Source organism: Kineosporia sp. NBRC 101731, assembly GCF_030269305.1.
In the GTDB taxonomy this organism is placed as follows: Bacteria; Actinomycetota; Actinomycetes; order Actinomycetales; family Kineosporiaceae; genus Kineosporia.
Genome location: NZ_BSTC01000001.1, coordinates 104,897 through 124,399, shown reverse-complemented (window position 1 = coordinate 124,399; position 19,503 = coordinate 104,897). Strand labels below are relative to the sequence as shown.

At 70.1% G+C, this 19,503-nt stretch carries 15 protein-coding genes; 11 read left to right on the top strand and 4 right to left on the bottom strand.

Annotation, left to right across the window (positions count from 1 at the left end; translation table 11 throughout):
- Positions 1 to 115 precede the first annotated feature (115 nt).
- The gene (locus tag QSK05_RS00555; RefSeq protein ID WP_285592738.1) at positions 116 to 601 is read right to left on the bottom strand and encodes an SSI family serine proteinase inhibitor; all 486 of its coding nucleotides are present in this window, start codon (positions 599 to 601) and stop codon (positions 116 to 118) included.
- Positions 602 to 889: 288 nt separating this feature from the next.
- On the opposite strand from QSK05_RS00555, the gene QSK05_RS00550 reads away from it, so the two are divergent.
- The 3 genes from QSK05_RS00550 to QSK05_RS00540 are packed head-to-tail and all read left to right on the top strand — an operon-like array spanning position 890 to position 3,924.
- Positions 890 to 1,219 (top strand): rhodanese-like domain-containing protein, encoded by a 330-nt coding sequence (locus QSK05_RS00550; RefSeq protein ID WP_285592736.1) that lies wholly within the window; start codon positions 890 to 892, stop codon positions 1,217 to 1,219.
- On the top strand, positions 1,197 to 3,542 hold the full coding sequence (locus QSK05_RS00545; RefSeq protein WP_285592734.1) for a thiamine pyrophosphate-dependent enzyme: 2,346 nt from the start codon (positions 1,197 to 1,199) through the stop codon (positions 3,540 to 3,542). The genes QSK05_RS00550 and QSK05_RS00545 overlap by 23 nt, the downstream gene beginning before the upstream one ends.
- On the top strand, positions 3,535 to 3,924 hold the full coding sequence (locus tag QSK05_RS00540) for a hypothetical protein (RefSeq protein WP_285592733.1): 390 nt from the start codon (positions 3,535 to 3,537) through the stop codon (positions 3,922 to 3,924). The genes QSK05_RS00545 and QSK05_RS00540 overlap by 8 nt, the downstream gene beginning before the upstream one ends.
- Here the strand turns inward: QSK05_RS00540 and QSK05_RS00535 are convergent.
- Complete coding sequence (locus QSK05_RS00535) at positions 3,887 to 8,122, bottom strand: type 1 periplasmic-binding domain-containing protein (RefSeq protein WP_285592731.1); 4,236 nt, start codon at positions 8,120 to 8,122, stop codon at positions 3,887 to 3,889. The genes QSK05_RS00540 and QSK05_RS00535 overlap by 38 nt on opposite strands.
- Before the next feature lie 92 nt (positions 8,123 to 8,214).
- Here QSK05_RS00535 and QSK05_RS00530 point away from each other — a divergent pair, with 92 nt between their 5' ends.
- Both QSK05_RS00530 and QSK05_RS00525 read left to right on the top strand, forming a co-directional pair.
- Positions 8,215 to 9,438 (top strand): ATP-binding protein, encoded by a 1,224-nt coding sequence (locus tag QSK05_RS00530; RefSeq protein WP_285592729.1) that lies wholly within the window; start codon positions 8,215 to 8,217, stop codon positions 9,436 to 9,438.
- Between the two features lie 50 nt (positions 9,439 to 9,488).
- The gene (locus QSK05_RS00525; RefSeq protein WP_285592727.1) at positions 9,489 to 10,541 is read left to right on the top strand and encodes a Gfo/Idh/MocA family protein; all 1,053 of its coding nucleotides are present in this window, start codon (positions 9,489 to 9,491) and stop codon (positions 10,539 to 10,541) included.
- On the opposite strand, the gene QSK05_RS00520 is transcribed toward QSK05_RS00525, so the two are convergent.
- Positions 10,538 to 11,821, bottom strand: a complete 1,284-nt coding sequence (locus tag QSK05_RS00520) for a DUF445 domain-containing protein (protein WP_285592726.1) — start codon at positions 11,819 to 11,821, stop codon at positions 10,538 to 10,540. The genes QSK05_RS00525 and QSK05_RS00520 overlap by 4 nt on opposite strands.
- Before the next feature lie 191 nt (positions 11,822 to 12,012).
- Here QSK05_RS00520 and QSK05_RS00515 point away from each other — a divergent pair, with 191 nt between their 5' ends.
- Both QSK05_RS00515 and QSK05_RS00510 read left to right on the top strand, forming a co-directional pair.
- A complete protein-coding gene (locus QSK05_RS00515; RefSeq protein ID WP_285592724.1) occupies positions 12,013 to 12,561 on the top strand; it encodes a YceI family protein in 549 nt (182 codons plus the stop codon).
- Between the two features lie 178 nt (positions 12,562 to 12,739).
- On the top strand, positions 12,740 to 13,570 hold the full coding sequence (locus QSK05_RS00510; RefSeq protein WP_285592722.1) for a glycerophosphodiester phosphodiesterase: 831 nt from the start codon (positions 12,740 to 12,742) through the stop codon (positions 13,568 to 13,570).
- On the opposite strand, the gene QSK05_RS00505 is transcribed toward QSK05_RS00510, so the two are convergent.
- On the bottom strand, positions 13,567 to 14,214 hold the full coding sequence (locus tag QSK05_RS00505; protein WP_285592720.1) for a 2'-5' RNA ligase family protein: 648 nt from the start codon (positions 14,212 to 14,214) through the stop codon (positions 13,567 to 13,569). The genes QSK05_RS00510 and QSK05_RS00505 overlap by 4 nt on opposite strands.
- A 209-nt stretch (positions 14,215 to 14,423) precedes the next feature.
- Between QSK05_RS00505 and QSK05_RS00500 the strand changes: the two genes are divergently transcribed.
- The 4 genes from QSK05_RS00500 to QSK05_RS00485 all read left to right on the top strand — a co-directional run bounded on the left by QSK05_RS00500 (position 14,424) and on the right by QSK05_RS00485 (position 19,384).
- Complete coding sequence (locus tag QSK05_RS00500; protein WP_285592718.1) at positions 14,424 to 15,383, top strand: DUF5926 family protein; 960 nt, start codon at positions 14,424 to 14,426, stop codon at positions 15,381 to 15,383.
- 98 nt (positions 15,384 to 15,481) lie between these two features.
- The gene (locus QSK05_RS00495) at positions 15,482 to 16,267 is read left to right on the top strand and encodes a glycosyltransferase family 2 protein (protein WP_285592716.1); all 786 of its coding nucleotides are present in this window, start codon (positions 15,482 to 15,484) and stop codon (positions 16,265 to 16,267) included.
- Positions 16,268 to 16,437: 170 nt separating this feature from the next.
- Positions 16,438 to 17,952 (top strand): MptA/MptB family glycosyltransferase, encoded by a 1,515-nt coding sequence (locus QSK05_RS00490; protein ID WP_285592713.1) that lies wholly within the window; start codon positions 16,438 to 16,440, stop codon positions 17,950 to 17,952.
- Positions 17,953 to 17,971: 19 nt separating this feature from the next.
- Positions 17,972 to 19,384, top strand: a complete 1,413-nt coding sequence (locus QSK05_RS00485) for a class I SAM-dependent methyltransferase (RefSeq protein ID WP_285592711.1) — start codon at positions 17,972 to 17,974, stop codon at positions 19,382 to 19,384.
- Positions 19,385 to 19,503: the final 119 nt, after the last annotated feature.

Here is a 19,503-nt window from a genome sequence, read left to right as displayed (position 1 = left end):
CCTCAGAACAGCGTCGAAAACACCTCTTTCGAACTGATTCGGATGACTTTCCAGATCTGACAGCGGGTTCGGCCACCCGGAAGTGGGGCAAGGGAGGCAAGGGGCCAAAGGTCACTTACTGGGTCGGTGCGCCGGAGACTTTCGGAAGCAGCGGGTCGAGCTGTTCCCAGCGGGCCACCTCGCAGCCGTCCCGCCGGCTCAGCGACGCGTTCACGGCCTTGCCCTTCCAGGTGCCCGTGATCGTGGCGGTCTGGTCGCCACCGAAGATCTGTGTGCACATCTGGTCGGTCGCGGGGGTGCCCAGGGCCTGGGTGCCGTTCTTCTCCAGGGCCGCGCAGGCCGTCTCCGCATCCGGGTGGTTGCCACCGGCGGGATCACAGGTCAGGGTCCAGGTCGTGGTCTTGCCGTCCTTCACCTTGATCGTGAGGTCGGTGGTGGCCGGGCTGGGCGCGTCCTGCGGGGTCACGGTGCCGCTGTCGGAGTCGGAGGCGCATCCCGCCAGAACGGCGACCAGGGCGAGCGGGGCGGCCAGGAGAAGAGGGCCGGGCCGGTGTCGGCGCCGGTCGGTGATGTTCGGGCGGGCGATTCGCTGGTGGTCCACGGTTGCATCCTTTCGTGCGTGAGCCTCGCGCGGTCGGCCGGAAAGATTCAACGGTGTGTCAGGCGTGTCAGCTGTACGTCTGCTTTTGGACGCGGTTGGTGACGGTGGGGTTCCCCAGGTTTCCGGATTCCGGGTTTGCCCGGATATCTGGGCCGTTCTGCCGAGAACCGGCTCCGACGCTCCGCCGACAGGCCGCCGGTGACGCGCCGATCGGCGCTCCCCACCTGAGAGGATGATCAGACCCGATCGATGCCGGGCACTTCCTCCGGTGCCCTCAGGAGGTAACTGATGTTCCCGTCGCAGGTCCCCTCGGTGGACCCCACCCAGGTGCCCGCCGAAGCCGCGATCGTCGATGTGCGCGAGCCCGACGAGTGGCAGGCCGGGCACATCAGCGGTGCTGTGCACATCCCGCTGATGGAGCTCCCCGCCCGTACGGGCGACCTGCCCGAGGGCGATGTGTATGTGATCTGCCGGTCCGGCGGCCGGTCCGCGCGGGCCGTCGCGTGGCTCGAGCAGAACGGTTTCGAAGCAGTCAATGTCAGTGGTGGCATGGGGGCCTGGCAGGCGGCAGGCCGCGAGATGGTGAGCGACACCGGTGAAGCACCCACGGTCCGCTGAGGACGGTCCGCTGAGGACGGTCACCGACCTGGGGGAGCCCGGGCCGGGGGCCGAACTCGTGGACCACCTGGGCGAGGTGCTGGAAGGTCTCTCCTCGCTGCGTCCCCTCGACGAGGTGAAGCCGGTAGAGCCGGTGGACGACGACGTGATCGTTCCCGTCGACGGCACCGACGAGGAAGCGCCGGCCGAGGCCCTGCGCGCCGACCTGGCCGACCTGTTCGAGGCCCAGGCCGCGAGTCGCTGGCTCGACGTGGCCGCCCGCCGGATGGCCGCCGCCGGGCTGGGCAGTTTCACCGTGGCCTCGGCCGGGCACGAGGGCAACGCCGCCGTGGCCATGGCGTTGCGCAGCAACGACCCGGTGCTCCCGCACTACCGTTCGACCGCGTTCTACCTGGCCCGGCTGGCGTCAGCCGGTCTGGACGACGGCATCGCCGCGGTCGCGCGCGGCCTGGCCGGCAGCGTCGACCAGCCCGCGGGCGGTGGACGCCGCCCGACCCCCGCGCACCCGGATGTCGCCGTGCTGCCGTCCCCCACGACGACCGCCGGTCACCTGCCCCGGGCCCTCGGGCTGGCCTGGGCGATCGGCCGCCAGCCCCGGGACCGCGCGCGCATCGTCGGGGGCCGGCTGAACTGGCCCAACGACGCCGTGGCGGTGGCCAGTTTCGGTGACGGTACCGCCGGGCACGGCACGGCCCTCGGCGTGATCAACACCGCCTGCTGGGCCTCGAAACAGGGTGTGCCGCTACCGCTGCTACTGGTCTGCGAAGACAACTCACTGGGCTACTCCACCTCCGGCCCGCCCGGCTGGATCCACTCGTCACTCAGTAGCCGCGAGGGGCTGCGGTACTTCCAGGCCGACACCGCGGGCGATGCCGCCACCCTGTTCTCGACCGCGCGCCGTGCGGTCGAGACGGCCCGTGCGCACCGGCGTCCCGTGTTGTTGCATCTGTCGTGCGTCCGGATCGGCGGGCACAGCGGGGCGGACGACGAGAAGCTCTACCGCCGGGACGAGCGCATGGCCGAAGACCGGCAGCGCGACCCGCTCGTGGCCACGATGACCGCCCTGGTGCGTCACGGCGTGATGACCGGGGAGCAGGTGGCCGACCGGCTGCTGATCCTGCGGGACCGGGTGGCCTCCGCGCTGGAAGACGCCACGCACCGGGCCCGGCCCGGGAGTTCGGCCGAGGTGATGGCACCTCTCTCCCCACGTCGTCCGGCCGTGGTCGGGATGGCCGCGGCCCGCGAGCCCGCGGCCGACCGGCGGGCCGCCGCCTTCGAGAACCGGCTGCCGGAGAAGGAGGGCCCGCTCACTCTGGCCGAGTCGATCAACCGCACCCTCCTCGACGCCGCGATCGCGCACCCCGGGGTGGTGGTGATGGGCCGCGACGTGGCCCGGGCCGGTGGTGTGCACGGGGTGACCCGAGGACTGCAGAAACGGCTGGGCCCGGCACAGGTCACCGACACCGCGCCGCACGGTGCGTCGATCCTCGGGCTGGCGATGGGCGCCGCGGTCAGCGGTCAGCTGCCGATCGTCGAGCTCGGCCTCGCCGACCTGCACGCCGCGCAGGAACTGCTGCGGGCCGAAGTGGCCACACTGGCCTTCAGTTCCAACGGCGCCTACCGCAACCCGATGGTGCTGCGCGCGCCCGGTCTGGGCTTTCAGAACGGGTTCGGCGGGGCGATCGCCGTGGACAACGCCCTGGGAGGTCTGCGCGACATCCCCGGTCTGGTCATCGCCTGCCCGGCCCACCCGGCGCAGGCCCCGCCCCTGCTGCGCACCTGCCTGGCCGCGGCCGAGGCCGACGGCACCGTCAGTGTGATGCTGGAACCGGTTGCGCTGTATCACCAGCGGTATCTGACCGTTGAGGGTGACGGCGCCTGGCTGGCACCGTACGCAGCGCCCTCGGAGTGGGGTTCGCTGCACGCCCCGATCGGCCGGGCCGTGGTGCACGGCTCCGGCAACGATCTCGCCATCGTGGCCTACGGAAACGGCCTGCGCCTGGCCCTGCGCGCGGCGGTCGCGTTGGAGGGTGAGGGCATCGGTTGCCGGGTGGTCGATCTGCGGTGGCTGGCACCCTTGCCGATGGACGATGTGGTGGCCGCCGCGTCGGCCACCGGGAACCTGCTGATCGTGGACGAGACCAGGCGCAGCGGAGGCGTTTCCGAGGCCCTGGTGACCGGTGTGCTGGAGGCCGGGTTCGACGGGCGGCTGGCCCGCGCGACGGCGAAGGACAGTCCTCTCCCGTCCGGGCCGGCGGCGCAGTTCGTGGAGCTGACGGAACAGCGCATCCTCGCCACGGCCCGGGCGTTGTGCGATGGCTGACGAGGTGGTGCTTCTCGTCGACGTGGCCAACGTGATGGGGAGCCGGCCGGACGGCTGGTGGCGCGACCGGCTCGGGGCGGCCACCCGGTTGCTGGGAGAACTGGCCTCGTTGACCGACCTCTCCGTGCAGGGTGAAAAGGTCTCGGTGGGTCGAATTCTCGCCGTCGTCGAGGGTAAGGCCAAGGGCGCGACCGGACCGGACCCGGTGGAAGTGATCCGGGCCAGTGCCGATGGCGACAGCACGATCGTCGTGGTGGCCGAGCAGATCGTCGCTGAGGGCGGGATCCCGCTGGTGGCCACCGCCGACCGGGGCCTGCGGGCCCGGTTGCCCGAAGCGGCCCTGGTCATGGGGCCGGCGACGCTGCGCGAGGCTTTGTCATAGGAGCTTCGAGGCACTCGCTCTTCATCCCGGACGGGTTCTGGACCGGGGCCCTGGCCAGCACCGGGCACCAGTAGATCGGTGTGGCCTCCGGTGTGCAGAGGCTGGGCTGCAGGGTGTTGTGCCCGTCCCCGTCCGAGCCACCGGGAATGCTGACGGCGATCTGGGGTACCCCGCTGGCCGGCTCAGGGCACCCGGAGATGTCGGAGGGAGCCACCCGGCGGTAGGCCTCCACCAGAGCGGCCCAGCCGGTGGCCCGGTCACCGCTGCGGGCAACCCCGGCCGACCACGTCGTCCCCCGTGCGATTTCGCCCGAGGACTGCGCGACGAGCGAGTAGAAGCGAGTTTTTGCCAGGTAGCTCATGGTTTTCGGGGTGGTTCCCTGGACGGCGCTGAGGGCTCCCGGGCCGGCGATGATCGTCGGGATGTTCACGCAGCCCTTCCCCATCGACTCGCCGAGCCGGGCCAGCTGGTTGCCGCGGCCGGCGAAGAGCCAGACGGTCTGCGCATTTTTGAGAGAACACAGGTCTTCGGCCAGATCGTCGTACCGACGGTCGGAGGCGGTCTCCCGCAGGTTGACCCGGATCGGCTCGGCGAAGTCCGCGTCGTCCTGGGTCTCGCCCACGAACTCGAGGGAACCGGCCAGGTCGTTGCTGAAGAAGGTGTCCCGGTCGTCGAGAATGATTTTCAGCGGCCGCGGAGCCGACCCGGGATCCTGGGGCCCGAGAGCCTTCCCGGCCCAGTCCAGGACCGGTGCCGACAGCATGGCCCGGGCCACGTCGAGATTGCTGGGGGCGACGCTGACGAAGTACTTCCCCAGGTCGACGTCCTGACCGCTGACCAGCCCGTGCCGCATCCCGTTGCCGTTGACGCTGCTCGCGACGATCGTGACGTCGTCGAACTGGGAGAGCGCCTCCCGGGCCGCGGCCCGGCTCTGGGCGATCCCGATCACGGCCTTGATCGAGTTGGGGTCACGAGGATCGGACGGGAACTGGCGGTCGATCATCTGCACGACCGCGGGCCCGGAGGTGAAGTCTTCACCCACGTTGGCGATCGTGAGCCGGACGTACACCGACCCGGCCGCGTTGATGTCGGCCTGGGCGGCCTGGGCCCCGCGCAACTGGTAGAGCGCGTTGATGGACCTGCTCTGCGGGGTGCGGCTCAGGGGCGCGAGGAACAGCACGTTCACGGCCCGCTGGGAGGACGGGATCGCGGCATTCTGTTGCTGGATGTCCGCCAGGATCTCGTCACGCTCGGCCTCCGGCTCACCGTTGGGCTCGATCGCGCTGTCGAACTGGTTGCCGTCTCCCACCAGGGTGTCGAAGCCGACGCACTGGCCGTTCTCCAGCCAGGTCTGCGCGGTGGGCACGGTGTTCAGCGACCGCACCGGGTTCTGGAAGGTGTCCTGGAAGGGCGCGCAGAGGGCGCGGGGAACCACGACCGCCGCCGTCCCGGTCAGGCTGAGGACGGCCGTCAGGAGGGAGACGAAGACGATCGCCTGCCGCCACCGGGAGGTGTGGGGGCTGGCCGTGTCCGGGTCCTTCCCCTCCGGGGCCAGATACCGCTCCAGGGTCACGTCGCGCAACCGGATCAGTGAGCCCACGTGCCGCAGCACCAGGCCGCGGTGCCGTTCGTCGTCCCACGACGCCCGCTGGTTCAGGTCGAAGGCGGAGATGACGGTCAGGGGCGCCAGTTCCGACCGGGCGGCGTCGGCCGCCGCCGGGGGATCGAGGTTGCGGGCCCGCCGGGCCAGCGCGGCGTCGTACGCGGCGCGCCGGTCGTCGATGCGCCGCAGACTGATCTCCAGCATCCGCATCCGGTGCGCGTAGCCGATGCCGAACCCCTCGCGCAGGGGGAAGAGGATGGGGGCGATCATGCCCGCGCCGAGGTAGAAACCCCGGGCCAGGCCGACGGACACGGCGGCGGCGCCGCTGATCCACAGACACTGGCCGAGCGTCGGCACATGGCCGGGCGAGGTGAACCACCAGGCCAGCGCGGTGGAGCTGACGATCATGGCGAGCCCCAGGGTGCTGGCCACCACCCGGGTGGACCTCCGGTCGCTGGCGAAAGTATCGGTGGGGGTGAGGTTGTCGCCCTCCTGCGAGCACCAGTGCAGCCAGGCGAGCAGGAAGACGAACAGAGCCGAGAACGCGGTTCCGGTCCAGAGCTGTTCGCTGAGGCCGGAATTCATCACCCGGAGAACGACGGCCGAGACAATCCCGATGGCCAGGAGAACAGCGCTGGGCGCAGGGATCAGCCGGGCGATCTCCCGCAGCTGCCGGCCGCCGGGCAGTCGCGGCCGGATGATCTGCGGCCGACCACCGTCGCTGTGCTCGAACTCTTCGCCGAACCGGGCCAGGCCGAACACGGTCAGGACCACGACGAAGAGCACGGACGCGGAGAGGTAGAGGGGATTGGTGAGAGGCGCATGGCGCGAGCGCCAGTCCCACTGCGCGACATCGGACCAGGTCAGGACGCCGGCCCCCTGGAGTCCGTGGCTGGCTCGGTCGTAGCCCTGCACCAGCCCGAGCCACAGACAGACACCGATGACGAGCAGACCGGCCAGGAAGGTGCCGGTCGCCCAGGCCGTCGCCGAGAGGGCGCGTCGCCACAGCAGTCGCCGGTAGGCGGCGGTGATCAGCGGCCGGCCCGAGCCCGCCCGCCAGGCCTGGATCCACAGGCCGCCCCGGTACGGCCGGCGCTGGTCGATGCTCGCGGTCCAGAGTTGCTGGGGCGGGACGGCACCGGGTTCCTGGGCCGCTCGGCGGGGCACCTCCCACCAGGCGAACCGGGTGTTCTCGAACAGGCCGGCCCGGGCCACCCACTTCAGTGTGCGAACGGCCGGTGACTGCGCGGTCTGCCGGGCCGGCGGGGGTGGGGAGGTGATGAACCACCGCACGGTGAACCACTCGAGTACGGGGCGGCCGACGGAGGCCAGGCCGTGCCAGAGATGGGAGTGCCCGGTCCGTCGGCGGGTTCCGGCCGGCTGCGGCCGGGCCTCCCAGCCCTCGTGGATCAGGCCTTTCCAGAACTCGTCCACGGCCCCGCCGTTGTACCGGCTCCGTGCGGGCCGGTGCCGGTCTTGCTCGTTCAGGATCTTCAGGCGGTGCTCGAGGTCGTCGGCCTTCGGGTAGGCGCTGCGGAGAGTACGCAGCAACCGGGGGCTCTCGTAGATGCGCCGGGGCACCTGCTGGACCTCTCCCGGGAGCACCGCCCGGGCGTACGCCAGGGTCGGCCGGGTCAGGTCGAGCGCCACCCAGCGGCCGGGCCAGGTATCCGGATCGGCATCCTCCGCGTGTGTGAGCAGCGCCGTGCGGGTGCCGAGTTCCGCGATGATCCGGTCACGTTCGGAGCTGCTCTCGATGCGGTCGATGTCGTCGACGAACAGGACGACGGTGTTGCCGCCCGCCCGGCTGTCGTCGCGCCAGAGGGCGTCGAACAGGTCGTCAGCCGGTGTGCCGTGCTCCAGGAGACCGGGGTAGTCGTCCCGGAACCGCACCTTGATCCAGTCGATCAGGCCGGGCAGGGTGTCCGGCCCGGACGGATGCTCCCGCCAGTGGTCTTCCCAGCCGGCCAGGCTCACCCGGATCGCCAGCGGAAAACTGCGGTCCTCGTTGCGCATCTGCTGCGCGGCGAGCACGAATCCGAGCAGGGTCCCGGTCTTCGCCGAGTTCTGGGGCCCGCGCAGCACCAGGTTGTACTGGCCTCCGGCCAGCGCCTCCAGGACCGGTCGCACGCTCTCCGGCTCGAATTCCTCGAAGTCGTACGGCTCGGTGTCGTCCTGGTACTTCGGTTGTCCCGGAACGATTTTCTGGAACGAACGGAAGAATTTGGGCAGCCGTACCGGGCCCTTGCGGTCGCGCGCCCCCGAGGGCTCCGGAGGCAGCGTGTCCGTGCGTTCCTTCAGCAGGGGCACCGGCACGTCGGCGATGCCCCACCAGTCGTCGGCGGCCACCCGTCGGCCGGGTCTGCGCCGGCGCCAGGCATCGGACTGGATCACGTGGAGCCGCTCGCGGAACTCCTCGAGTTCGTCGGTGCTGGTGCGGGTCTGGCGGTTCTCCCGGCCGGTGAAGGCCAGCGGCGCGAGCCCGGCCACGAGCGCGAGAAGGGTGTCGTTGCCGGCAAACAGAAGAATGCCGATGATCAGGGCCAGAATCGCGCCCCGCACACCATCGGAAATGGTGCCCTGTCCCCGCCCCATCGCCCGAGATTACGACATCTGTATCTAAAATACCGATAAAACGCTATTGCTGGTTCTAGGATTTAACCTAGACGGCTGGATACGCTCTGATCGTGGATCCGGTGCGCAATCCCTATGCCCCTGGCGCGGGTCAGCGTCCTCCCGAGCTGGCCGGTCGCGACGCCGAGCTGGACAGCTTCGACGTGGTGCTGGAACGGATCAGCCGGGGGCGGCCCGAGCGCAGCCTGGTGCTGCTCGGCCTGCGCGGGGTGGGCAAGACTGTGCTGCTCAACGCCCTGCGCTCGGCCGCGGTGCGACGTCGCTGGGGAACGGGCAAGCTGGAGGCCCGGCCCGATACCCCGCTGCGCCGTCCTCTGGCCGCCGCCCTGCACCAGGCCGTGCGGGAGCTGTCACCGGCCAACCGGGACGACGCGAACCAGGTTCTGGGCATCCTGAAATCGTTCGCCATGAAAGAACCGGCCTCGCCGGTCAAGGGGCGCACGGCATTGCGTGATCGCTGGCAGCCCGGTATCGACGTGCCGGCCGTCACCGGTCGTGCTGATTCCGGTGACATTGAGATCGACCTGGTGGAACTGTTTTCCGATATTGCCGGGGTGGCCGCCGGGGCTGGTCGCGGTATCGCGGTGTTCATCGACGAGATGCAGGACCTGCTGCCCGAAGACGTCTCCGCCCTGTGCGCCGCCTGCCACGAGCTCGGTCAGCAGGGCCTGCCACTGGTGGTGGTGGGCGCCGGTCTGCCGCACATCCCGGCGGTGCTCTCGGCCAGCAAGTCTTATTCCGAGCGGCTTTTCAAATACGTTCGGATCGACCGACTCGACCCGGGAGCAGCCGCCCAGGCGCTGCGTCCACCCGCCCAGGAAGAGGGCGCCGACTTCACCGAAGAGGCTCTGGCGCAGATGTACGAGGTCACCGCCGGGTACCCGTACTTCATCCAGGCCTACGGCAAGGTGACCTGGGACGTCGCCCCGCGCACCCCGATCACCGTCGACGACGTGAAGGTGGCGGCCCCGGAGGCGGAGGCTGAGCTGGCCGTGGGCTTCTTCGGCTCGCGCTACGAGCGCGCCACCCCGTCCGAGCGGGAGTACCTGCGGGCCATGGCCGAGGTCTCGGCCGACCTGCCGTCCAGCCTGTCGATGGGTGACGCGGGGGTGGCGACCTCCGAGATCGCCCTGTTGCTGGGCCGCAAACCCCAGTCCCTGTCGCCCGCTCGTGACTCACTGATCAAGAAGGGCCTCATCTATTCCGGCGAACGTGGCCGAATCTCCTTCACTGTGCCACATTTCGGTAGGTACCTGCGTCGGCAGGCAGCCGAGTAAACCCTTCGATCCACGAACAGAAGAGGGGTGCGATGAAGTGGAGATCTCCCGTGATCGACCTGCTCCAGCCGATTACCCGGGCCTGTGACCTCTCGATCCCCGGGCGTCTGCACCGGCGCATCGCCGTGATCGGCGCCGGTGCCGTCGTCCGGGCGGGGCATCTGCCCGCCTACGCCGCGGCCGGGTTGCCGGTGGTGGGCATCTGCGATCGGGACCCGGCCCGTGCGGATGCCGCGCGGGCCGCGTTCGGGCTGAAGCGCGTCCTCACGCTCGAGGAAATTCTGGCCGACGACACCATCGAGGTGGTGGATGTCGCCGTCGTGCCGACGGAACAGCCGCAGATCGTGCGGGCCGCCCTGGCCGCGGGCAAGCACGTGCTGGCGCAGAATCCGCTGGCTCTGGTGCATGCCGAGGCCGTCGACCTGGCCGGGGCCGCGCGAACGGCCGGCCGGTCGCTCGTGGTCAATCACCAGATGCGGTACAGCGAAGTGATGGCCGCGGCCCGGGCGATCGTCGAGGCGGGCTGGATCGGTGAGGTCACGGCCGTCACGATCGACGTGAGCGGTCAGACCGACTGGTCGGACCGGCCGTGGCTGGCGCAGTCCCCGCAGCTCGACCTGATGTACCACTCGGTCCATTACTTCGACACCGTGCGGGCGCTGCTCGGGAGCCCGTCCACGGTGTACTGCGTGGCCGGTCGGCTTCCGGGCCGGCGGGTGGCCGGGGAGACCCGCACGACCACCACCATGACCTTCACCTCCGGTGCCCGGGCCCTGGTGGCCGTCGACCACGAGAACACGACCGGCGACCGGTGGGCCCGGATCCGCGTCGACGGTTCGCAGGGATCGGTCCGTATCGACCTGCTGACCGATCCCGGCACCCTGGAGTTCAGCAGTCACGTCCTGCCCACCGACGGCTGGCTGCCCTATCCGGTGAGTACCCGCTGGACCCCGCATGCCTTCGCCGGGCCGATGCGCGCCCTGCTGCTGGAGATGGCCGGTGAGGCAACGGCTCCCACCACGGCGCCGGACGCGGTCCAGACCTCCCGGGTGGTGGCCGCAGGTTACGCGTCGATCAAGAGTGGTGGGGTGCAGCTGCTTTAGGAGATCAGGATGGTGAAGGTGTGAATCGCCAGACCGGCCAGGGCGCCGACCACCGTGCCGTTGATCCGGATGAACTGCAGGTCCCGGCCCACGTGGAGCTCGATGCGCCGTGAGGCGTCGACCGCGTCCCAGCGCTTCACCGTTTCGCTGATCACCGTGGCCAGCTCGTCCGCGTAATTGCGGACGACGTAGCCGACGACGTCCTGCGCGTAGGTGTCGAGGCGGGCCTGCAGTTCCTGGTCGGTGGACAGGCGCACCCCGAGGTCGGCCAGCGCGTCGACGATGCGACGGCGCAGCTCACCGGTCGGGTCGGCGAGCGCCTCGAGCAGCATGCGGCGCACGGTCGACCAGAGCGCGATCGTGGCCTTGCGCAGTTCCGGGTGTTCGAGCAGGCGAATCTTGATCGCCTCGAACCGGGCCTGGGTCTCCGGATCGGAACGCAGGTCGCGGGCCAGCCGGCGCAGCAGGTCGTCCAGGGCCTGGCGGGCCGGGTGCTGCTGGTCGGCGGAGATCTCGCTGAGCCAGCGATACATCTCGTCGTAGACGCGGCGGGCGATGCGGTTGTCCACCCACTGCGGGGTCCAGCCCGGGGCCTGCTCGGTGACCAGCAGCATGATCCGTTCGGAGTTGATCTCCAGCCAGGAGCGGCCCTCGTCGACCAGCAGGTCGACCAGCCGATGGTGGGCACCGTCGTCGAGGATCCCGTCGAGCAGGCCACCGGCCAGCGGGCTCACCGGGATGTCGGCGGCGCGCGGCACCACGACCTGCTCCAGCATCGCCGCCACGTCGTCGTCGCGCAGCACGCTCAGCACGCCGTGACCGGCTGTCGCCAGCTCCGCGCCCACTCGCTCGGCGTGTTCCCGCTCGGCGAGCCAGGTCCCGATCCGCCGGGTCACTTCAGCCTGGCCGACTTTCTCCCGAACGATCTCCTCGGAGAGAAAATTGTCGGCCACGAATTCCTGCAGGCTCTCACCGATCTGATCCTTGCGCGTCGGGATCAGCGCGGTGTGGGGGATCGGCAGGCCCAGGGGGTGCCGGAACAGAGCCGTGACCGCGAACCAGTCGGCCAGAGCGCCGACCATGGCTGCTTCCGCCGCGGCATTGACGAAGCCGAGGGCGCCGTCCTGCTGGAGCGTGGCCACGTAGATCACCGCGGCGACCGCCAGCAACGTGGTGGCGACCGTCTTCATCCGGCGCAGGGCCACCCGGCGGCGCTCATCGGCCTCGGCCGAGCCGGCCAGCCGGGGAGAGGACGGCGGGCGCACAGGAGCGACGGTCATGGGTAGATCCTTGCGCGTGATCGGGCTCGGCGCGTCCGCGACGTGTCCTTCACCTGACTGACCGGTGCCCGTTCGGCCAAGTGCGGGAATTTCTCCGTGGCGGAGTAGTTAGATGAACGTTGAATCATCTAAGGTTCAATCAGCACCGCCGATCCACCCCGATCGAACCGACGACCTGTGAGGTATTTCTGATGAGCAACTTCCCCGCTGAGCTGACCGGCACCTGGGAGATCGACCCGGGCCACAGCACCATCGGCTTCGCCGTGAAGCACGCCATGGTCTCCACGACCCGTGGCCACTTCGCCACCTTCTCCGGCACCGCGACCATCGACGCCGCCAACCCGGAGGCCTCCAGCGCCGACCTGGAGATCGACGCCACCAGCATCGTGACCGGTAACGAGCAGCGTGACGGTCACCTGCGCTCCGCCGACTTCTGGGACGCGGACAACAACCCGAAGATCACGTTCAAGAGCACCTCGGCCAAGCTCGACGGTGACGACCTGATCCTGGTCGGCGACCTGACGATCAAGGGCGTGGCCAAGCCCGTCGAGATCAAGTGGGAGTTCAACGGTCTGGCTGCCGACCCGTGGGGCACGCAGAAGGCCGGCTTCGACGGCACCGCGACGATCAACCGCAGTGACTGGGGCATCAGCTGGAACACCGCCCTCGAGACCGGCGGCTTCCTGATCTCGGACAAGGTCAAGCTCGTCCTCGAGATCGAGGCCAACAAGAAGGCCTGACCCTTCCTGGCAGTACCTCACCACGTCGGTGGTTCCCGGCCGGTCGCGAGACCGGCCGGGAACGCCGGTGTTACAGGGTTCGACCATCCGGCAAACGGGCAGCGAGCATTTTCTGTGCATCTGAGAACCGGCCCGGTTCTGCCCCACACGAAGCCCGATCTTGTGGCAAATTTGATGCGTGACTTCGCTACGGCCTCAGGTCGTCGCACATCGTGGCGCGAGTGATCGAGAGCCCGAGCACACGCTCGCGGCCTATCTCCAGGCCATCGAGGCTGGTGCGGACGCGCTCGAGTGCGATGTCCGGCTCACCGCCGACGGCCACCTCGTGTGTGTGCACGACCGCACCGTGAACCGGACCTCGAACGGCACCGGGATCGTCTCCACCCTCGAGCTCGCGCAGCTCGAGGGGCTGGACTGGGGATCCTGGAAGAAGCTGTCGCAGGAGCACGGCGACTACGGCACCGAGGTCCCGGACGTGGTGGACACCTCGGACCGGTCGCACCTCCTGACCCTGCGCAAGCTGTTCTCGGTGGTCGCCGAGCTCGACCGGCCGGTCCAGATCGTGGTCGAGACCAAACACCCCACCCGGTACGGCGGTCTGGTCGAGCGCAAATTGGCCCGGTTGCTGCAGGAGTTCGGCTGGGACCAGCACACGCCGGAGAAACCCTCCCCGGTGCGGATGATGAGCTTCAGTGCTCTGGCCGTGCGCCGCATGCGCGCGCTGGCCCCGACCCTTCCGCTGGTCTATCTGGTGGAGCGCCGGATGCCGGTGGCCATGATCGACGGCCAGGTGCCCGCCGGAGTGGCCATCGCGCCCGACGTGGAGATGCTGGCGCTCAACCCGCGCTTCGGTGAGCGGATCCGGGCCCGTGGGCGTGACCTGCACGTCTGGACGGTCGACACCCCCGAGCAGATCCGGGTCTGCCTGGACGCGGGGGCCTCGGTGCTGATCACCAACAAGCCCGCCGAGACCAGGAAGACCCTCGCCTCGATGCTCGTGCCGGCCTAACTCACCTTCATCGGGCTGGGTTGGGCGAACGGCAGACGGGCCTCGCGCTCCCATGACCAGGCTTTGTTCGCCCGGCGCAGGGCGACCAGCGACAGGTGGCTGACATCGATCGCGGTCATCTCCTGGCTGGTCCGCTCCAGCCCGGCAGCCAGATCGGCGCCGGAAATCTCCTGGCTGGAGTAGGCGACGCTGATGTGGGGGATGAAACCGCCCTCGGACTCCGGCAGCTGATAGATCCGCTCGGCACCGATCAGGTCGGCCGCGGTCAGCCGGATCAGGTCACGCAGGGCCACCAGGTCTTCCGCCGGGTAGACCGGCAGCCCGACGGCGTCGTAGTCGTTCATCGCGGGTCCGGCGTACAGGCGGGGCAGCCGGCGCCCGGCCACCGCCGCGCCCACGGTCTGGGCCAGCCGCTCGATCTCGGCGTCGTGCACCAGATCGCGGAAGGCAATGCCCTGGACGCTCAGGTGCAGCCGGGCCTGCGGGATCATGTCCAGCCCGGTCACCCGGGCCAGGGCGGCCTGGTCGTTGGCGATCCGCGTGTGCAGGTCGGGCGCCTCGGCGAAGGTCAGGTAGAACGCCCAGAGTTCGCGTCCCGGTGTCCATTCCGGCATCTCGACCCAGTGGTCGTGCAAGCCGTTCACGATCGTCTCCCAGTGATCTTGCGCTTGAGTCGGCGGAGCATCTTTGCGCATCCGGGCGCGGGCGGTGCACCGGGCGTCCGGACGAGGTGAGCGGGTTGGCGTCCACCCTTCAGTTCGTGGTCGATCAACTCGTCTAAGGCTGTCTAGTGTCATAGCTAGCTTTGGTTAGACGACCTGATCGCCACCACGGATCGCTAGGCTCGCCGGTCATGGGAAAGAAGCAGCGCCGAACCGGATCCGCCGCCACCACCGTCATCGACGGTGACATTCCGGTCGTCGGTGGTCGCGAGGACTGCCCGTGCGGGTCGGGCAAGCGGTACAAGGCGTGTCACGGGCGCGCAGCCCGGATCGAGGCAATGAAAGTGGCCGTGCGCCCCTTCGAGGGTCTGGCCGGGGAGTGCGACTGGGTAGCCCTGCGCGAGATCGTGCCGGCGGCGACCGCGGTCGTGCCGGTGCAGGAGGAGTTCGGCGGTGGCACCGTCACCGTCGCCTCGATCCTGCCGATGGCCTGGCCCGCGCTGCACCGCGCCGACGGCACGGTGCTGCTCGGTCTGCAGACCGGCGGAGGCTCCGGCGACGCCAGCCGTGACCTGGCCGCCGCCCTGCTGAAGGCGCGGGAGCTGGAGGCCGGCAACCCGGTGGCCGAGAGTGACCTGCCCGGCCCGGGCCCGCGTCTGCAAGACGTGCTCGACCTCTCCGGCGGTTTCAACGTCACGGTGCACGAGGGCTTCGAGTTCTGGTTCGCGCAGGACAACGAACTCACCCCCGAGGTCCGCGAGTCGCTGGAGCAGGCCAACGGTGCGGCCGTGTCGACCAAGCGCCTGACCTCGGTCGAGGCCGCCTACTGGGTGCAGATGGGCGCTCGCCGCCACCTGCGCTGGGTGCTGCCCGACGACGAGACCCAGGTGCTCGACGGCATCGCTCGCCTGCACGCCGCGGGCGAGTCGGCGCTGCTGCCGGAGACCAAGTACGTCGGCTCGTTCCGGGCCTGCGGCCTGATCGTGCCGGTGTGGGACCTCGCCGACGACACCGAGCCCGAAGAGCTGGAGAAGCCGATCGTGGCCTTCTCCGAGCGGCTGCGTGAGGCCATGGCCCGCACCGAGCCGCTGACGGCCGACGAGCGCCGCGCCCGGGCCGGCGTGGTGTCCCGCCAGGTCACCCTGCGCTGATCTCAGCTGATCTCAGCTGATCTCGAGGGAATCCGGACGGTGTGAGCTTCATCGTCCGGATTCCCTCCGGCCTGGTACACCCCATAGCCTCTGGAGGCGTGGCAGACGTGACAGTGCCTGGTGGCCTCGCCGTCATCATCCCGGCCAAGGACGAGGCCGACCGGATCGCCGCGACCGTGGAGGCAGCGCTCGCGCTCCCGGGCGCCGATCTGGTCATCGTGGTGGACGACGGCTCGAATGACGCAACCGCGACGATCGCGGTCAGAGCCGGGGCCCAGGTGGTCAGCCACGAGGTCAATCAGGGCAAGGCCGCGGCCATGGAGACCGGCGCGGCCCGGGCCGCGGTGCTCGACGCCGCCGTCCCCGGCAACGAGCCCCGGGCCCTGCTGTTCATCGACGCCGACCTGGGGGCCAGTGCGGCCGCGACGTCGACCATCGTCGAGCCGGTGCTCGCCGGTGAGGCCGACATGACCATCTCCCTGATCCCGCCCCAGGCGACCTCGGGCGGCGGCAGCGGCAAGGTCGTGCGCCTGGCCCGCAAGGGCATCCGGCAGGCCACCGGATGGACGCCGACCCAGCCGCTCTCCGGTACGCGCTGCATCAACCGCGCGGCCTTCGACTCCGCCCTGCCCCTGGCCATCGGCTGGGGGGTCGAGACCGGCCTGACGATCGACGTGCTCACGGCGGGCTACCGGGTGATCGAGGTGCCCTGTGAACTACACCACCGGGTAACGGGATCTGACCTCCGCGGTCAGCTCCACCGCGCCGGTCAGTACCGCGATGTCGGTCTGGCCCTCCTGGAACGTCGCACCCGCCGGGTGCCGGTGGTCAACCAGATCTTCCGCCCGGCCTCACGATGGGCCCGCAAAGCTCTCGGCGGGTGACCGGACGTGTGCGTTCTGCCACGCCGACCTGAACTTTCCGTCAATTCATCGGGTCAGGTTCGACCCGGACCGGCCAGAAGGCAGTTTTGCGCCGCCGGGTTTGATTCGATTGCCTCGTGTCATCCACGCGGCGACGGCCGCCCCCTGGGCTGGTCTTCTGCTGTACGGGTGTGCTGTCCGTACTGCTGCCGGCCGGGGTCGCCGTGGCCGGGGACTCGGCCGCCGTCCCGGGCCTGGGCCCGGCCACCTGGTACCCGTCCTGGGACCTCGGACTGCACCCGTCCTCCGGCCTCGTCAGCGTGGTCCTGGCGATCGCCGCCGGGCTCGGCGCGCTCGCGATCGTGGCCGGGCTGCTCGCGCTCCGTTCCGGCCTGACCTGGCTGTCGCCCCGCGTGGTCCTGGTCGCGGCCGGCGCCGCCGTGCTCCTGCTCACCGTGCTGCCTCCGCTCGGCTCCGCCGACCACCTCTCCTACCTGGCCTACGGCCGCATCGCCGCCGCCGGTGACGATCCCTACGTGGTCGACCCGGGCACCTGGCGCGGTGGCACCGACCCGGTCGCCGGGGCGATCCAGCCGCCCTGGCAGCACACCCCCAGCGTCTACGGCCCGGTCTCGACCGCCGCACAGGTCCTGGCCGCCTGGGCCGGCGACGGCTCACTGCGGCTCACCGTCTGGTTCTGGCAGATCATCTGCGGCCTGGCCTTCCTCGCCGTCGCCCTCACCCTCGACCGGCTGACCCGGGGGAACCCGCAGGCCCGGGCCCGCACCTGGGTGCTCTGGACCCTCAACCCGCTGCTACTGGGCCAGGTCGTGCTCGGCGGTCACCTCGACGTGATCGCCGTCGCCCTCGCGATCGGGGCCCTCGCTCTGGCGTCCACCCGACCGGTCTGGGCCGGGCTGCTCATCGGGGCGGCGGTCGGCAGCAAGATCACCATCGGTCTGTTCGCCCTGGCCATCCTCTGGGGCCTGCGGCACCGGCCGCTGCCCCAGCTGGCCCGGCATCTGGGGGTGATGGCGCTCGCCGGGCTCGCCGTGCTGGTGCCGGCCCATCTGTGGAGCGGTCCGCACACCTACGACCGGCTGCACGAGGCCAGTCGTCAGGTCTCGCTGGCCTCGCCCTGGCGGTTACTCACCAACGAGCTCGACCCGGTGTTCGGCAGCGGCCTGCGGGACGTGATCGGGCCGCTCGCGATGGGCCTGGGGGCTGTCCTCGTGCTGCTTCTGCTGCGCCGGATGCGGGCGGTGCCGACCGGCGTCACGCCCGATTCCCCGGTCGGCGCGGAGACCGCCTCGATGGCCCGCGCCGCCCTGGCGCTCGGCGTCGGCTGGTTGTTGACGACGCCTTATTCGTTGCCGTGGTACGACAGCATGGTGTGGGCACCGCTGGCGCTGCTCACGCCGACCCTGCTCGACGGTGCCCTGCTCGCCCGGTTGTCCGTGCTGGTACTGGCCTACGTTCCGGGCCGGGTCGTCGGGATGTCCGAACAGGTGGAGGCGATCAGCCTCGGCTTCCGCCGGTCCGTGGCGCCCTGGCTGGAACTTGCCGTCGTAGTGGCGGTGTTGACCTGGACCGGTTGGCGCTGGAAGGAATTCCGGTACTCACAGGTGCAGTCAACGATGGACGACGTCGAGCACGGCCGCTCTGCGTCACCAGTGGGCAAATTCGACGTCGGTTCAGCTGAATGATGAGATTGCAGGAATGACCGTGTGGCAATGGGATCCGTCGCTCTACGCCGGCAGCGCCGACTACTACTCGGCGGGGCGTATGCCGTATCCGCCGGGTGTGGTGCAGGCGATCCGGGAAAACCTCGCTCTGGACGGCACCGGGCGCCTGCTCGACGTCGGTTGCGGTCCGGGCTCGCTGACCTTGCCGCTGGCCAGGTATTTCGGCGAGGTCATCGGTGTGGACGCGGATCCCGGGATGGTCGAGGCCGGTCGCCTCGCGTCCAAAGCTGCTCGGATGCAGTCAGTTTCTTGGCGTGAGATGCGTGCGGAAGAGCTGCCCGCCGACCTCGGACGGTTCCGCACGATCACTTTCGCCCTGTCGTTCCACTGGCTCGACCAGGAGACGGTGGCCCGGGCGGTCGCCGGGATGCTCGAACCTGGTGGTGCGGTGGTGCATCTCGGCGCCATCACCGACAAGGGCACCGGTGCCGCCCCGCGTACCTCCCTGCGTTTCCCGCAGCCGCCGTGGGAAGAGGTGCGCTCGCTCGTGGCGCGCTACCTGGGTGAAGACCTGAGGGCGGGGCAGGGTCTGCGTCCCACCGAGGCCTTCGGCACCGAGCGGGAGATCTTCGCCGCGGCCGGATTCGAGGATCCGCGGGTTGTCGAGGTGCCCTACGCGATGACGCGGGTACGCACCGTGAACGAGGTGATCGCGTCGGTGTTCTCGCTCTCGTACTCCGCACCGCATCTCTTCGGTGACCGGTTCACCGAGTTCGAGGCAGAACTGCGTGAGCTGCTGAACTCGAAGGCCGCCAACGGCGGGTTGTTCGTCGAGCAGGCCAGCGGGGCGACCCTGACGTTCTGGCGGGGCGGAAACCGCAGGGAGGACGAGGCGGCACCGGCCGCCACCGAGGTTGCCAAGGCTCCTGCGGCGAGGAAGGCGGTGAAGGCCCCGGTCCAGCGCAAGGGCTCGGCGGCGAAGAAGACCGCCAAGGCCCCGGCCCCGCGCAAGGCATCTTCCGCGCAGCAGCCGTCCGAGGCCGAGGAGCCCGCGACCGCGCCGGTGGCCACGCCTCCCACGCCGCGTAAGGCGCCGGCCGCGAGAAAGACCGCCAAGGCCCCTGCGCCGCGTAAGGCACCGGCGGCGAAGAAGACCGCCAAGGCCCCCGCGCCGCGTAAGGCACCGGCCGAGAAGACGGCGGTCAAGGCTCCGGCCCCGGGTAAGGCTCCGGCCCCGGGTAAGGCTCCGGCCCCGGGTAAGGCGCCCGCCGAGAAGACGGCGGCCAAGAAGGCTAAGAAGGCCGTGACCGCTAAGAAGACCGTGGGAGCCAGGAAGACCGTGGCGGCCAGGAAGCCGGTACAGACCACGGCCGCCCAGAGGTCGGAAGCTCAGACAGCGGTGCCCGCCCCGCTCCCCAGGAAGCGGCGGGCGACCAAGAACGACCAGCCCTGACCCGCGTCCTCGTCTGTTCGTGATCATGCAAAGTGTCCCCGGAGGGATGGGTCACCTCCCGGGCCGGGGCCGGGGGACTGCATGATCGCGAACGAAGACGCTCTTGATCCGGGTGTCAC